Genomic DNA, 12,171 nt, shown 5'->3' on the forward strand with positions numbered 1-12,171 from the left:
CCAACACGTCTCCCTGAGGTCAAGCTAGCAGGCTTCGCCCGGAATGGCGCCATGACGGACGGGACTCCCTGGGGCAGGACGTCAGGCCGGCGTCACCGCCAGCGCCAGTCCAGCTCGAAGGGCGTGATGTCGCGGAAGGTGCCGGCCCGGCTCATCTCGCGCCGCAGGGGGAAGGCCGCCAGGGCCTCGGCCGGGTCGAGTCGCGCCAGTCGGTCGAAGTCGATACCCTCCCACGACTCGCGGGTGACCTTGGCGCTGAAGAGGTAGCGGGTCCGGAACTCGCCGCTGTCCGGGACCTTGACCCGGTGATGGCCGGAGACCAGCACACGCTCGATGCCCGGCAGCCGCGCGAAGACCGTGCCCAGCACGCGGAAGGCCACGCCATGCACGTGGCGCCGATAGAGCTCGCGCTGTCGCGTGGCGCCGAGCTTGCGCGGCGAGAGCTTGAGGCGCTTGGCCGGCATGGTCCAATAGCGGTCGGGCAGCTCCTCCTCGCCGGGCAGGTCGATGTCCAGGGCGATGGTGCGACAGTCGTCACTCAGTTCGAAGTCGACCAGCGTCTCGCGCGGCCAGCCCAGCTCCTCCAGCCGCTCAGCCAGCGTCTGCTGCATGGCCTCCGGGTCGTCCCAGGCCGCGACCTCCTCGCGCTGCTGACGCTCGAACTCGCGGGCATCGAACTCGGCCTTCTCCCATTCCCAGGCACGATAGGCCTGCGCATGCGACGCCTCGCGGCGCGCGTTCTCCCGCTCGAGCCGTGCCCGGGCAGCCGGCCAGAGGGCATGCCGCCAGTCGGGCTGTTCCGGGGTCACCGGCGAGGGAGGAGACACCGGGTAGCTGCGCGGCTGATAGCCGGCGGCCCCTGGTGGCGGCGTCTGCTCGTGCAGGCACTCGAGAGAGTCGAGATCGGCGTTGAGTTGCTCGCAGTGCGAGGCGAGTGCTGCGCGTATCGCCGCCTCGCCCTGGCGCCGCAGCGCCCGGGCCTCGGCATCGGGAAGGCGGCGCCCATCGGGATGCCGGTAGCGGATCTCCCCGTTGGCGGCGATATCCAGATACACCGGCAGGCCCTCGCCTCCCTCACCGGATGCCAGCTGCAGACGGATACCGGGCGGTCCGACCGAGAGCCCGGGACGCAGCCTGCAGGTAATGAGTCGCGCACCGGGTGCGAGACGAATGCGACGCTGGAAGCGAAATCCCACGATGGCCTCTCCCTGATGACCGGACCCGAGCTACAGGGTACTGCACTGTTCGTCATTCGTAACGAAGGATATCGGGCCGCCATGCGAGCACTGGCATTCGCCAAGCTGGGCGAGGAAATCGACCTGCCGGAAGGACTTCAATAGCCACCAACCGTGGCGAATTTTTCGGGAGTTTTACGGGCGCACAAAAAAGCCGCCTAGCGGGGTGCGCTAAGCGGCTGATTCGATGTGTCTTGTTGGTGGAGCCTAGCGGGATCGAACCGCTGACCTCAACACTGCCAGTGTTACCTCTGCCCTGCCCTAACTCCATGCCCTCATTGATGTTTCACCTCATAGAGGTGTCGATATATACAGCACATGCGACGACGGTGGTTCGCGGCGAGCCAGGGAGGTTTTACGAGGGAATCTTGCCCGCCATGTCGCCCCGCCCGACACCTCGCTAATCCGCATAGGCCAGATAGGTCACGACGATAATGATGCCCAGCACGATCAGCCAGGTCGGCCAGCCCTCGCTAACCTCCCAGCCGGCGCCGCTGGATTGCCGCTGAGCGACCGATGCCGTTTCGCGATTGACGTACGGAGAGTCCTGATGGCTGGGCCACTGCGCCATCGCCTGGATCACACCGAGGGTGGTCTGGCAGTCGGTCATTGCTCGGTGCGGGGTGCCGGTAACGCGCACGCCGGTCTGTCTCGCGGCATTGCCCAGCTTCTGCCAGCGCCCGCCGGGGCAATACCACTCGGCGTAGGCGTGCATCGCACAATCGAAAGTTACCCCGCGCGGCATCTCCACCCCATGCGCCTCGAGGGAATGGCGCAGCAGGCGCTCGTCGAACTCAGCGTTGTAGGTGACCACGCGCCGATCCTGGAGGATGGCCCGCAGGTGTATGGCCAGATCGGCCACAGTGGGGGCGCCGCGCAAGTGCTCACGGCTGATGCCGTGGATCTCATGGGCCTTCGGGCCGATGGGGGCAGAGGGCTTGACCAGTGTGTTGAGCAGCTCCCGGCCCTGCATGTCGATGATGGCCAGCTCGAGCACCTGGGCGTTCTCGCTGAGGCCGGTGGTCTCGGTGTCGAGGATCACGGTCTCGGGGTCGTCGAGCCACTCCTGTGCCAGCTGCTGCTCCGGCGTCGACAGGGGGCGGCTTTCGGCCTTCAGCTGCACCAGCTGGTCGGCCTGGCGGCGGGTTGTCTCAAGGGTAAGCTGCTCGCCGTCCTTGAACTGCATCTCCACCAGATAGCGGGTCTTGCCGTAGAACGAGCCGACGATGCACAACACCAAGGCAACGATAAACCCGAGCGGGCCGAAGAGCGCGCCGAACAGGATACCCAGAAACAGCAGGCCGAGCAGAAAGGTGAACCAGGCGAAGCGTCGCTCCTTCTCCTGGCGGGTAGCAACACTGGCCAGTGCACCGGGAGGATAGAGGGCCCCGCGGCTGGCGTTGATGCGCACGCCTTGAGAGCCGACCTGGATCCTGCCGCGGGTACCGAATGAACCGCCGATGATGCGCATGTTGCCTCCTGCTGCGATGTGACGTCCTTGTCAGCCCGCACGCTGGCGGGTTTAGGCTGTCAGCATAGCACCAGGCGAGATCGATAAAGAGAAAGCTCATGGACGACCCCACCCGCTACCGCCTCACCACCTGGCGCAAGCGCCTCGAGCGGCAGGGCTGGGTGAGCCTGCGCCGGAGACGGCCGCCGGGCAATCGGCTGGTTGAGTATCACGTGATCTGGCAGGGCCGGCTGATCAGCGGGCGGGTGCGTCTGAGTGAGCTGGATCGCGATGCGGGGTTCTGGCAACCGGGCTCGCCGGTGTACCTGCTGGAGCGGGGCCAGGATGTCGTGGAGGGAGTGTGGCGGGTGGCGAAGGATCAAGCGGCCGTCCCTGGCCAGATGGTGCGATCGATGCCCTGACGCATGGAGGGACCTTGTCTGGCTGGGCTGTCATCATGGTGACCTTTCCTCAAGGGAGTTCCTCACCATGTTGACGACTATCGGTCTTCTGCTGGATATGACAGGTGTCGCCCTGCTCTTCTTCTTCCCGCCGAGCTTGCCAGCGCACGAGAAGCCGGTGGGCAACCGGGTCACGACCTCGCCCGCGCTGGAAGCAGAGCGGGCGAGGCTCGCCGGTAAGCGCAAGACGTCCAACCGGATCGCACGGCTTGCGCTGGCCTTGCTCTTCATTGGCTTCGGGCTGCAGATCTTAGGGTAGTGATCCATCACACGTTCGGGTCGGTGAACTCATCACCGCTGACGCGCGCGATCTGCTTGCCCCCGCTGTAGAGATACCCGTCGCCACCATTGATGGCATCAATCGTTTTCCAGTTCGACTGACCCGAGGCCCTGAGCGTAATTCTGGCGCCGTTCTCCGGATCGCAAAGATCGATGGAGTCACGTGGGGCGGAGTAGCTGCCGTCCTGGTCCGGGTCGTACTTCGAGCCGACGATCTGGCCGTTGACGATGGCGAGGTTGGTGCAGCCGTCGGAGGGCCAGGAATCGGCGCGAGGGATCTCATCCTCTGGCGTCACGCCGGCTACTGATCTCGCCACACCGGCGCCCACCACACACCCATTCTCATTGGATGTTCGGTAGGTGTAGCTGACCCCGGCACAACTTGAACTGTCTCCGTCCTTCCGTTTGTAGCAGTAGTCGCCTTGAGAGGCGAAAACATCAGAGGCATAGAACGCCTGGTCAGGGGTGGCATAATTATCTTCCTCTGTTGTGCTGCTGTGATACCACCTGCATCCCTGCACAAAATCTGGATCAGTAGGCGGCTGACTAGGCCCATCCCACTCGTCAGGCGGAATAAAGCCGGCCCCATCAAAACAGATAGGCTCTCCCGTCGCACAATCGGTCACCCCGGACAAGGTGCCGTCGCCGCTGGAGAGTTTCGCGGGGTCGCTTGAGTCGAGCCCGCCCTGGCCCGCTTCATCGGCATCTGGGTCGCGCTCCGCTGTGCCCGGGTTCGCGCTGCTGGACGTCGAGCCGTCGCAGCACAGTCGAGACTCCTCCGCCTCCGACGTGCCGACGCCTGCTGATGACGCCTTGCCGCCTTTGTTCTGGCCTTCACCCAGCAGGGCGCGGCGCTCTTCGGGCGTTAGCGCCAGGCTGCGGACAGCGCTGGCGATGCGTTGACGGTTGGCGCTCATACAGCCACCCGGCGGACAGGCCGAGTGAAATAGGTTGTTGTTTTCTTACCTAATGCCGTAGCAACGTTATTGTGCAATCCGTATGCGATAGCGCTAGTTGCGCTGCTTTCCGTTGAGGTCCATGTGTATTCGGCGGAGCTTACGTTAGTAGCAAATTCGGGATGGCCGCGCAGGTTGTTGTACATCAAGGCCAGCTGGCTTTGCGCGGGAAGGTGCCAGTCGTTATACCCGCCGCCAGCATAGTTGACGCAGTGCTCGGCAGCGGGATGGCTGGATAGGCCAGCAGCTTCCATGTCCTGCGTGTTTGCAAGCCCATCTGTCATGCTTTCCGCACCGGGTGTGTCTGTGTATGACGGCTTCCAGACCAAGCCTTGCACTTCAGACGATTCTAGTCCCGCTATGATGTGGTAGTCGGTGCCGTCGATGGTGTCGATGCCAGCATAGATTCCGCCCTCTACTTCATCGCCCACCTGAACACCGGCCCACGGGTCAGTAATACATACCTCGGCACTCAGTGCGCCCACTCCCTGCCCGTCAAAATCTTGGACGGCATAGCACTCATATCCGGTGAAATCATCGATCCACTCCCCCGTTTCGCCCTGCCCTACCGGGTCGACCGTCGCCACCGGTGCTGGCAGGTTCTGCGGGTCCAGCGTTGGCGCCCGATACACATAGGTGCCGCTGTGGCCGGAACTGTTATTGGTCCATGAGACGCGACGAGCCATTAGATGACCTCCACGGAAAGCTGATCTTTGGGTATCTGGACGCTGTAGGTGTGCTCGCGGGTGCCGCTGATCTCGTCGACCTTCGAGCGATCCACGGCGGGCGCGACGATGATCACCGTGCCGTCGGGCTCGATGCGGCTGTCGCCCTCGATCTCGACTTCGCCCACCGGGGCGGGGCAGTCCGGCGTCTCAAGCTGGCCGGGCTCGGGGGGCGTGAGCTTGTAGCTGCCCGGGGCGGCCGGCAGGGTCCAGTCCTCTGTGACGCTGAGGCTGGAATCCACGCGACTGACGGCGAGCTTGAGGTCGGTCCAGATGTCGCCCTTGTCGTCGGTGCGGTGGGCGAACTCGGTCACGAAGCCCGTGCCGTTGACCTCGGTGGCGCTGATCTGGACCACGTCGCCGATCTCCACCGGCAGCACCTGGCCCACGCCCGGCCGCCCTGTCTGGGGGTGGTAGCGGTAGGCGAGATGGTTGCCGCGGTGGCGCTCGCGGATCTTCTTTGCCGCCATGCGCTGGATGGCCTGGATGGCCAACTCCAGGTCGGCGCGGCGGTCGTCCGCCGGGCCCGTGGAGCAACCGCGCTCCTCGAAGATCTCGGGCGGGATGCGCGACTCGACGGCGAAGCGCAAGTCGTTGTCGACGATCTCGCCGTGCTGCTCGATGCTCTCCGGGGCCTCGACGGTCAGCGCGTAGGTCTCGCGCTGGGGTTGGCTGATGTAGCGCTCGAGTTCGATGTCGGCGCCCAGGGCGCGGGTCTCGCGCAGCAGTGGCGGTACCCACCAACCGAACTTGCGCGTCACATCGGACCTGAGCCGGTACCAGCCATCCGGCGGCAGCGGGAGGTACTCCAGCGCGGCGACCGACCAGCCCGATACCGATTGCGCGGCCTGGCGTAGCGCGGACCGGCTGGGCCAAACCTGCTCGACCAGGTTGCCCTCGGCATCCTCGACCAGGGGCGCCGGGACGCAGCCTGCCGACTTACAAAAACCAGATTTCTGGATGCTCAGGCGCACGGCGTGAGCGATGGTATTGCGCTTAAACCAGCGGTACTCGAGGGTCGCGCGGATCTTGTTGCGGATGTCGCTTCGGGTGGCGAACTCGGTCTCCAGCTCGCGGTAGTAGACATCGCGCCCGGTGAGGCTGTAGCGCGGTGCGCCCAGCGCCCACGGGCGAAAGCGCAGCGCCCCGGCGCCGGTGTAGTCGAGCGAGCCCTCGACGGTGCGCATCAGCTCGCCGACCCACTGCTGGCCCGTGGCGTCATCGCGCTGGGTGATCGGCGAGAACAGCCCGCCGGTCATCTGCTGGAGCGCCTGGCGGTCGTGCTTGCCGACGCGCTCGTTGCGCAGGTCCGAGCAGGTCAGGCTGATGCGCGAGGGCAGCCGGGAGTAGCGCGGCACATCGACCACGCCGGTGAACAGCGGCTCGAGCACGCCATCCTGCAGGCGGCTGATGGTGACCTCGCGGCCTTCGTAGCTGGTGATGTCCAGCGGGCCCTTGGGCACGTCGATGATCGTGATGTTGGCGGTGCGGTTGGCGCCCTCGCTGCCGGTGACGCTCCACTTGATGTCGCACCTGGCGGTGATGTCCTCGCCGTCCAGGGTGATGCGCGTTGGGCTGGTGGCGATCTGCGCGGGCGAGAGCACCGACTGGCGGAAGCGGATCAATGTCCGCGCTGGCAGGTGCTCTTCTACCTCCTGACGGAAGGTGATCAGCGTCTGCGCCGGTATCACCGTCAGCACCCGCACGCGCTGCTCGAAGGTGATCAGCGTCTGAGCGGGCACCAGGGTCGCGCTGTCGTCCACCACCTGAGTGAATCCGATCAGCTCGCGCGCCGGCACCAGGGTCGCGATGTCGTCCACCACCTGGGTGAAGCCGATCAGCTCGCGCGCCGGCACCAGGGTCGCGCTGTCGTCCACGACCTGATTAAAGGTGATCAGCGTCTGTGCCGGGATCACCTCCTCTACCTGCTGCTCGAAGACGATCAGCGGCTCCTGCAGCGTCTGGACGTTGAGCCCGGTGGGCTGTGCCAGTGCCATGGGTGCCCCTTACGCGGTGGACTTGGTGCGGCTGATGGCCTCGACCATGGCGGACGAGAGCTCGGTGGAGGTGCCCTCGTTGGGCACGGCGTTCTCCACGCGCACGTGGATCTCCTGCGCCGCGCTCACGCCGGAGAGCAGTCGGATCACGCCGATCGAGTCATCATCCTGACCCAGATCCAGCGAAGCACCGGCGATGGCGGTATCCAGCCCGGCGGCGGTGGTGGCCAGGGTGATCTCGTCGGCCTCGTGACCGCTGCCCACGTTGGCATCGACGATGCTCATGGTTAGGTAGTTAGTGCCGGGCTGGGTGGCCTCCACAAGCTCCAACACCTGGTTATCCCCCGGGTCGCCCGCCACGTTGGCGAAGTACAAGACGAAGTCCTGCGGATTATCCGAGAAATTCGTCTTGTGCACGGTGGTCAGCGTGCCGCCGAATTCCTCAGTGCAGGCGGCATCTGTGAACAGCTTCCAATCAGACATGGGAGGAGATCTCCAGACAGCAAAAAGCCCAGCCCGATCGATCACGATCAGCGCTGGGCCTGGAATGAAACGCCCCGCTCAATAGCGGGGCGGTGTTCGGTGCGTTGGGGTCAGCTTCTTCCCTGGCGGATGTGGTCCACCCGGCCGTTGCACAGGCGGATGTAGTGGACCCATTCGAATTCCGCCTCGCTCCACCAGTGCATGTGCTCGCACCGCTGACCGCCGAGGGTCTGTTTATCCACTTGGGTCGGGTTGCCGAGGATCCGAACCACGTCCTGGCGGTGCATGCCGTTCAGCACTGTGCCACGGCTGACCGCCTTCACGAGCTCGTTCCTCGAGATGCCCATGTCTCTGGCGCGTGCGGCGGTGGACATCGGGCTGTCGGGCGGCGGCTTCGGCCCGCTGCGCGTGGCTTGCCGGGATGACGATTGCCGCTTCTGCTGCTTCTCCTGCCCCTGCCACGACGAGACCGAGCGCTTGTGATCCTCTGATGCCCGGTACGTGGACATGCTCGGTGCCTCGAACTCCTGGCCCTGGCCACCGGCGCAGCGGTCACGGTAGGAGCCGTCCGGGCATTTCATCTGGGCCGTGGCCACCAGGGGCAGCGCGAGTAACACGATAGCGATGAGCTTCATCCTAACCTCCTTGTTGGGTTGCCTGAGGCAGGATAGCGCGTCCTCAGGCCGCTGAGTCCCAAGAGGCAGGAGATGGAACGGCATGTGCTACGCTCGCCCCAATAACAGGGAGGAGCAGGGAATGCGGAAATGGATCGCGGTGCTGGCCTTCGTGCCGGCCATCTCATGGGGCAGCGACTGCTACAGCGTAACGGCATGGGACTGGTTCGCCGATATGGCAGATACCGCCGAGAGAGCGAAGGAAAGCGGTCTCGAGGAGAGCGAAGCGCTGCAAGGCTTCAGCGACTCCCCCACCCCTATCCGCGCCGCCTGGATCAGGGCAGTGGGCCTCTACTACAACGAGACCGCCATGGGCCTTTCCAGCGTGGTCGCGGCGATGCAGAACGCCTGTGCCCGGGAAGACAAGGCGAACATGCCTCGGTGATCACCACTTGCCCTCTGGACACCAGGCATAGACCCGCGTCGCAAGCGGACAGCCACACCCGGGCTCATCGCGGCGGGAGGTGCCGCAGCGTGCGTACTCCTTGAGCACGCGAATCTCGCCGCCACAGCGGCAGACCACCTTGGCGACATAGTCGTCGTCATCCCGTGTGTTTGCGTCAAAGGGGCGAAGGCACCGGCGACAGACACCGATCACCCGCAGGCGGACAGTCGGGCAGGTCTCGCAGATCGCCAGGCGCCGGTCATGCTCCAACTTGTTCGTGGTCCAGCCCATCTCGCCTCCTATCGACTGCCGGCGACGACGCCAGCCAGGGTATCGGCCAGCCACTTCTCGGCGGCTTCCGCGTTCTCGGTGAAGACGTCGAGATTGCCCGCCTCGCTCTTCAGCGTCAGGGTGCCCAGCTGCTTGATGCCGCCCCCGCCACTCGCTCGGCCGGATACCTGGCTGGCCGCCTGGCTTACCTTTTCGGCGCCCAGGTCGGTGCTCCAGCGGATGGTGCTGGTGCCATTGGCCGCCTGCTCGGCAGTGGGCACCACACCGCCCGCCGCATCCTCGCCGTTGGCGGGCTGGATGCTGTTCCATGCCGCCTTGGCCGCCACGCTTGCGCCATCCACGAAGGCCTGGGCGGCAGCCTCGAGCCCGGCCTGCAGGTTCTGGGCGCTCCTGAAGTCGGCGACCTGCTGCTCGAGGGCGGCATCGAGCTCGCGCTGCAGGGTGGGCAGGGTGTTGCCCCAGGCGTCGCGGATCTGCCCCGAGGCATCGATGCTAGAGCCCTCCCCGGCACGATCGAGGATGTCCTCTACCTCGTCGTTCGCCGCCGGACTGAAGCCGTCCAGGGCATCGGCTGCACCATCGGCGGCCTGTCCTACCCGCGCCAGGCCGGTGGAAGCCAGTTCCATGCCCTCGCCGATGAAGACCTCCATCATCGACCGGCCATCGCCGGGGTCGGCATCGCCGGCACCACGATCACCGAACGAGATGGCCATGCCCTCGGCACGTTGCTTTATCTGTGCATCGATGTCGTCGAGGGCTGCTTTCAGCTCGGCTTCGCTGTGGTACTTGATGATCCCTTCAGGTCCGAATAGGCGGACTCGCTCACTGGGGTTCTCCAGGGCGCTCATGATCCGGGCGCGCTGTTCTTCCAGCTCCAGCCCACCGATACCGACGGCAATCACCCCCAGCTCGGTGCCAAGATTCTGAGCGAAGCTGATGGTGGACTGGAGGGCCTCGATCGCCCACTCCATGGAGGTGACGATGGCCTCGCCCAGGGCCTGGGCGTTCTTGAGCGTTTCGGGATCGCTGAGCAGCTCCACCATGTCCTCGATGGCGGGCAAGGCGCCCAGCACCATCTCGTTCTTCATGCCGGTGGCAGCGCCGGTCAGCTCGTCCATGCCGTCCTTGATGGCAATGAGCTGCTGCATCTCCATATCGGAGAAGACGTTGCCGGTGCGCTCGGCCTCGTCGCCCAGCCGGCGCATCTCCTTGCCGCCATCAGCCAGAAGCGGAATCAGCGCCGTGGCATCGGAGGCGATCGCCTCCATGTAGAAGGTCATGTCCTTCTGGCTGAGCCCCGCCGCCTCCAGGCTGGCGACGTAGAGCTGCAGCGCATCGGGGCCGGAGAGCCGCGCGAACTCATCGGCCGTAACCCCCACCTTGGGGGCGATGTTCTCGAAGAAGTCGGCCATCGGCCCGCCACCGGTGGCCAGGAAGTCGCCGATGCGGTCGTTGGTGTCCTTGAGGATGTCGGCGAGCTTTTCCTGGTCGATGCCGAACCGGGAGGAGCCGTAGGCCAGGCGCTGGAAACTCTGGGTGCTGGTGTCGGAGATCTGCGCGAAGCGCTCCAGCTCCCGTGCGCCGTTCACGGTCTGCACCACCATGGCGGAGAAGGCGCCGGCAGCAATGGTGCCCAGGCCGGCCATGGCCGTGCCCACGCGCTTGAGGTCGCGCTCGACACCCTTGCGCCACTTCTGGGCGCTGCGCTGGCTCTTGGTCATGCCCTGCACGAAGCTGCCGGTCTTGGCGACCAGGTCCAGCGTCAGCGTGCCCAGTGACTTCGTGCTCATCGGCTACCTCCAGGCTTCCATCGCCTGTTCCATCGAGATCGGCGGCTCTTCCTCATAGGGCAGGAAGTCCCAGAACGTGGGTGCCGGGGCGCCCTTCTTCTTGTGCGCACTGGCGTACATCAGCGCCAGCTTCCCGGCGGCTCGGTCGGCGCGCAGCCCGGGGTGCAGGCTGCCGCGCTTGCGGCGGTAGGCCGCCCAGCGCAGGAATTCGACGTAGCTCAGGCGCGCTTGCGCTTCGGCGACCGTGCGCCCGCCGATGCCATTGAGGACGAGCTCGTGCCAGATTTCCTCTTCGTCGCTGAGCGGCTCGGCGTCTTTCCCGGCGAGTTCACCTCGCCGATCGCACCGAGCAGCGCCAGCGTCAGGTTGCGATGCAGGGCGCCACGCTCGGGGTCGGCCTCGCCGGTGATGTCCTCGGGGCGGAAGACGGGTTTGCCGGCCTCATCGCAGATGGTGGCGGCGATGCGCCCGGCGATGCCGTCCACCTGGCCCTGGCTGGCCCGCACGTCGTTGACCGCGGCGAGATATGAAAGCCGGCGGACGTAAACCGTGGCGTTGTACTCCTCGCCGTCGATCTTCCAGGTGATCTCCTTACGCACCGGGGCGCCGGTGAAGGCGCCCTGCTGCTGGAGGGATTCAAGCGAAAGGGTGCTCATGACTGCGCCTTCTTCTGCCACTTGAGGCCGCCGGAGCGCTGCACACTCACGTCGGTGTTGACGATGGAATCGGTGGCGAAGTTGAAGGGGAAGTCCGCCACATAGCCTTCGTACTGGAGCCAACTGCGGGTGGTCGGCAGGACAAACACGGTGTCGCCCAGGGTGGCGGTGGCCGTGGCGCCGGTGCCCGAGCCGGAGTCGCTGATGGTAACGGTGGGCGCGGTCTCGTAGCCGGAGCCCGGCTCGGTCACGGAGATGCTGACGATCTCACCGCCACTCACCACCGCCGAGGCGGTGGCCTGCTTGCCATCGGGGTCATCCGGGGCGCCAAGGGTCACGGTCGCGTCGGTGTAGCCAGAGCCGCCGGAGTCGACGTTGACCTCCCCCACGCTTCCACCGGTACGCGGGGCCTCGGTGCCGTTGCTCCAGCCAACGGCCCACAGCACGTTGGGCGACTGCGGCATCTCGCTGAGCTCGTACACCCGGTAGTGGCCGCTGGTCACCTCGTCGGTGTTGATGGTCATGGTGGCCGCCCCCGGCACGCGCAGGCCGGAACGGGACTGCTCATAAACCAGGTCTTCGAGGGTGGTCTCGTTGATCTGGTTGGCCGGGGCCCCGCCGGGGTTGAAGTCGGTCACCCCCTTCAGCTGTTTGACGGTGGGCGCCCCATCGTTGGGATCCAGGAAGAAAATGTGGGTGCCTTGAGCGAGCTTACTCATAGGGTGTGGCTCCTACTTGCGGGCGTGAAAAAGCCCGCACGAGGCGGGCGGAGGGGTTCAGGGTGTGGCC

15 protein-coding genes and 1 tRNA gene are annotated in these 12,171 nt (G+C 65.6%); 3 read left to right on the forward strand and 13 right to left on the reverse strand.

From position 1 onward, the window contains the following. Positions 1 to 92: 92 nt before the first annotated feature. The 3 genes from QLQ83_RS05725 to QLQ83_RS05735 all read right to left on the reverse strand — a co-directional run bounded on the left by QLQ83_RS05725 (position 93) and on the right by QLQ83_RS05735 (position 2,706). Positions 93 to 1,196, reverse strand: coding sequence for a DUF4236 domain-containing protein (locus tag QLQ83_RS05725; RefSeq protein WP_282734561.1), 1,104 nt, complete (start codon positions 1,194 to 1,196; stop codon positions 93 to 95). A gap of 237 nt (positions 1,197 to 1,433) precedes the next feature. After that, positions 1,434 to 1,504, reverse strand: a tRNA-Ala gene (locus tag QLQ83_RS05730). Positions 1,505 to 1,635: 131 nt separating this feature from the next. After that, complete coding sequence (locus QLQ83_RS05735) at positions 1,636 to 2,706, reverse strand: 3'-5' exonuclease (RefSeq protein WP_282734562.1); 1,071 nt, start codon at positions 2,704 to 2,706, stop codon at positions 1,636 to 1,638. 98 nt (positions 2,707 to 2,804) lie between these two features. On the opposite strand from QLQ83_RS05735, the gene QLQ83_RS05740 reads away from it, so the two are divergent. Beyond that, entirely contained in the window at positions 2,805 to 3,107 is a 303-nt protein-coding gene (locus tag QLQ83_RS05740; RefSeq protein WP_282734563.1) for a hypothetical protein, read from the forward strand. A 67-nt stretch (positions 3,108 to 3,174) separates the two neighbouring features. Next, positions 3,175 to 3,405, forward strand: coding sequence for a hypothetical protein (locus tag QLQ83_RS05745; protein ID WP_282734564.1), 231 nt, complete (start codon positions 3,175 to 3,177; stop codon positions 3,403 to 3,405). Between the two features lie 7 nt (positions 3,406 to 3,412). Here the strand turns inward: QLQ83_RS05745 and QLQ83_RS05750 are convergent, their stop codons facing one another. The 5 genes from QLQ83_RS05750 to QLQ83_RS05770 all read right to left on the reverse strand — a co-directional run bounded on the left by QLQ83_RS05750 (position 3,413) and on the right by QLQ83_RS05770 (position 8,221). After that, positions 3,413 to 4,342, reverse strand: coding sequence for a hypothetical protein (locus QLQ83_RS05750; RefSeq protein ID WP_282734565.1), 930 nt, complete (start codon positions 4,340 to 4,342; stop codon positions 3,413 to 3,415). Then, a complete protein-coding gene (locus tag QLQ83_RS05755; RefSeq protein ID WP_282734566.1) occupies positions 4,339 to 5,067 on the reverse strand; it encodes an Lcl domain-containing protein in 729 nt (242 codons plus the stop codon). Before QLQ83_RS05755 ends, QLQ83_RS05750 begins: the two co-directional genes overlap by 4 nt. After that, positions 5,067 to 7,103, reverse strand: a complete 2,037-nt coding sequence (locus QLQ83_RS05760; protein ID WP_282734567.1) for a hypothetical protein — start codon at positions 7,101 to 7,103, stop codon at positions 5,067 to 5,069. The genes QLQ83_RS05755 and QLQ83_RS05760 overlap by 1 nt, the downstream gene beginning before the upstream one ends. Positions 7,104 to 7,112: 9 nt before the next feature. Then, positions 7,113 to 7,586 (reverse strand): hypothetical protein, encoded by a 474-nt coding sequence (locus QLQ83_RS05765; RefSeq protein WP_282734568.1) that lies wholly within the window; start codon positions 7,584 to 7,586, stop codon positions 7,113 to 7,115. Between the two features lie 110 nt (positions 7,587 to 7,696). Continuing rightward, positions 7,697 to 8,221: a hypothetical protein gene (locus tag QLQ83_RS05770; RefSeq protein WP_282734569.1), complete on the reverse strand. Its 525-nt coding sequence runs from the start codon at positions 8,219 to 8,221 to the stop codon at positions 7,697 to 7,699. A 121-nt stretch (positions 8,222 to 8,342) separates the two neighbouring features. Here QLQ83_RS05770 and QLQ83_RS05775 point away from each other — a divergent pair, with 121 nt between their 5' ends. Then, positions 8,343 to 8,645 carry a hypothetical protein gene (locus tag QLQ83_RS05775; RefSeq protein WP_282734570.1) on the forward strand — a complete coding sequence of 101 codons (303 nt, stop codon included), beginning with the start codon at positions 8,343 to 8,345 and terminating at the stop codon, positions 8,643 to 8,645. Here the strand turns inward: QLQ83_RS05775 and QLQ83_RS05780 are convergent, their stop codons facing one another. The 5 genes from QLQ83_RS05780 to QLQ83_RS05795 are packed head-to-tail and all read right to left on the reverse strand — an operon-like array spanning position 8,646 to position 12,101. Further along, positions 8,646 to 8,936 (reverse strand): hypothetical protein, encoded by a 291-nt coding sequence (locus tag QLQ83_RS05780; RefSeq protein ID WP_282734571.1) that lies wholly within the window; start codon positions 8,934 to 8,936, stop codon positions 8,646 to 8,648. A gap of 8 nt (positions 8,937 to 8,944) precedes the next feature. After that, on the reverse strand, positions 8,945 to 10,726 hold the full coding sequence (locus tag QLQ83_RS05785) for a hypothetical protein (protein WP_282734572.1): 1,782 nt from the start codon (positions 10,724 to 10,726) through the stop codon (positions 8,945 to 8,947). A 3-nt stretch (positions 10,727 to 10,729) separates the two neighbouring features. Beyond that, entirely contained in the window at positions 10,730 to 11,011 is a 282-nt protein-coding gene (locus tag QLQ83_RS19580; protein ID WP_459382597.1) for a phage tail assembly protein T, read from the reverse strand. Continuing rightward, positions 10,945 to 11,382 carry a phage tail assembly chaperone family protein, TAC gene (locus QLQ83_RS05790; RefSeq protein WP_282734573.1) on the reverse strand — a complete coding sequence of 146 codons (438 nt, stop codon included), beginning with the start codon at positions 11,380 to 11,382 and terminating at the stop codon, positions 10,945 to 10,947. The genes QLQ83_RS19580 and QLQ83_RS05790 overlap by 67 nt, the downstream gene beginning before the upstream one ends. Further along, a complete protein-coding gene (locus QLQ83_RS05795; RefSeq protein ID WP_282734574.1) occupies positions 11,379 to 12,101 on the reverse strand; it encodes a phage tail tube protein in 723 nt (240 codons plus the stop codon). The genes QLQ83_RS05790 and QLQ83_RS05795 overlap by 4 nt, the downstream gene beginning before the upstream one ends. Positions 12,102 to 12,171: the final 70 nt, after the last annotated feature.

The sequence above is a fragment of the Halomonas rhizosphaerae genome (genome assembly GCF_030010555.1).
GTDB lineage: Bacteria > Pseudomonadota > Gammaproteobacteria > Pseudomonadales > Halomonadaceae > Halomonas > Halomonas rhizosphaerae.

What these genes read in the sequence shown, in the direction of transcription:
- QLQ83_RS05775 (WP_282734570.1), top strand. Translation starts at nt 8,343, where the DNA reads ATGCGGAAATGGATCGCGGTGCTGGCCTTCGTGCCGGCCATCTCATGG.
- QLQ83_RS05770 (WP_282734569.1), bottom strand. Translation starts at nt 8,221, where the DNA reads ATGAAGCTCATCGCTATCGTGTTACTCGCGCTGCCCCTGGTGGCCACG.
- QLQ83_RS05740 (WP_282734563.1), top strand. Translation starts at nt 2,805, where the DNA reads ATGGACGACCCCACCCGCTACCGCCTCACCACCTGGCGCAAGCGCCTC.
- QLQ83_RS05790 (WP_282734573.1), bottom strand. Translation starts at nt 11,382, where the DNA reads ATGAGCACCCTTTCGCTTGAATCCCTCCAGCAGCAGGGCGCCTTCACC.
- QLQ83_RS05765 (WP_282734568.1), bottom strand. Translation starts at nt 7,586, where the DNA reads ATGTCTGATTGGAAGCTGTTCACAGATGCCGCCTGCACTGAGGAATTC.
- QLQ83_RS05745 (WP_282734564.1), top strand. Translation starts at nt 3,175, where the DNA reads ATGTTGACGACTATCGGTCTTCTGCTGGATATGACAGGTGTCGCCCTG.
- QLQ83_RS05735 (WP_282734562.1), bottom strand. Translation starts at nt 2,706, where the DNA reads ATGCGCATCATCGGCGGTTCATTCGGTACCCGCGGCAGGATCCAGGTC.
- QLQ83_RS05760 (WP_282734567.1), bottom strand. Translation starts at nt 7,103, where the DNA reads ATGGCACTGGCACAGCCCACCGGGCTCAACGTCCAGACGCTGCAGGAG.
- QLQ83_RS05750 (WP_282734565.1), bottom strand. Translation starts at nt 4,342, where the DNA reads ATGAGCGCCAACCGTCAACGCATCGCCAGCGCTGTCCGCAGCCTGGCG.
- QLQ83_RS05795 (WP_282734574.1), bottom strand. Translation starts at nt 12,101, where the DNA reads ATGAGTAAGCTCGCTCAAGGCACCCACATTTTCTTCCTGGATCCCAAC.
- QLQ83_RS05755 (WP_282734566.1), bottom strand. Translation starts at nt 5,067, where the DNA reads ATGGCTCGTCGCGTCTCATGGACCAATAACAGTTCCGGCCACAGCGGC.
- QLQ83_RS05785 (WP_282734572.1), bottom strand. Translation starts at nt 10,726, where the DNA reads ATGAGCACGAAGTCACTGGGCACGCTGACGCTGGACCTGGTCGCCAAG.
- QLQ83_RS05780 (WP_282734571.1), bottom strand. Translation starts at nt 8,936, where the DNA reads ATGGGCTGGACCACGAACAAGTTGGAGCATGACCGGCGCCTGGCGATC.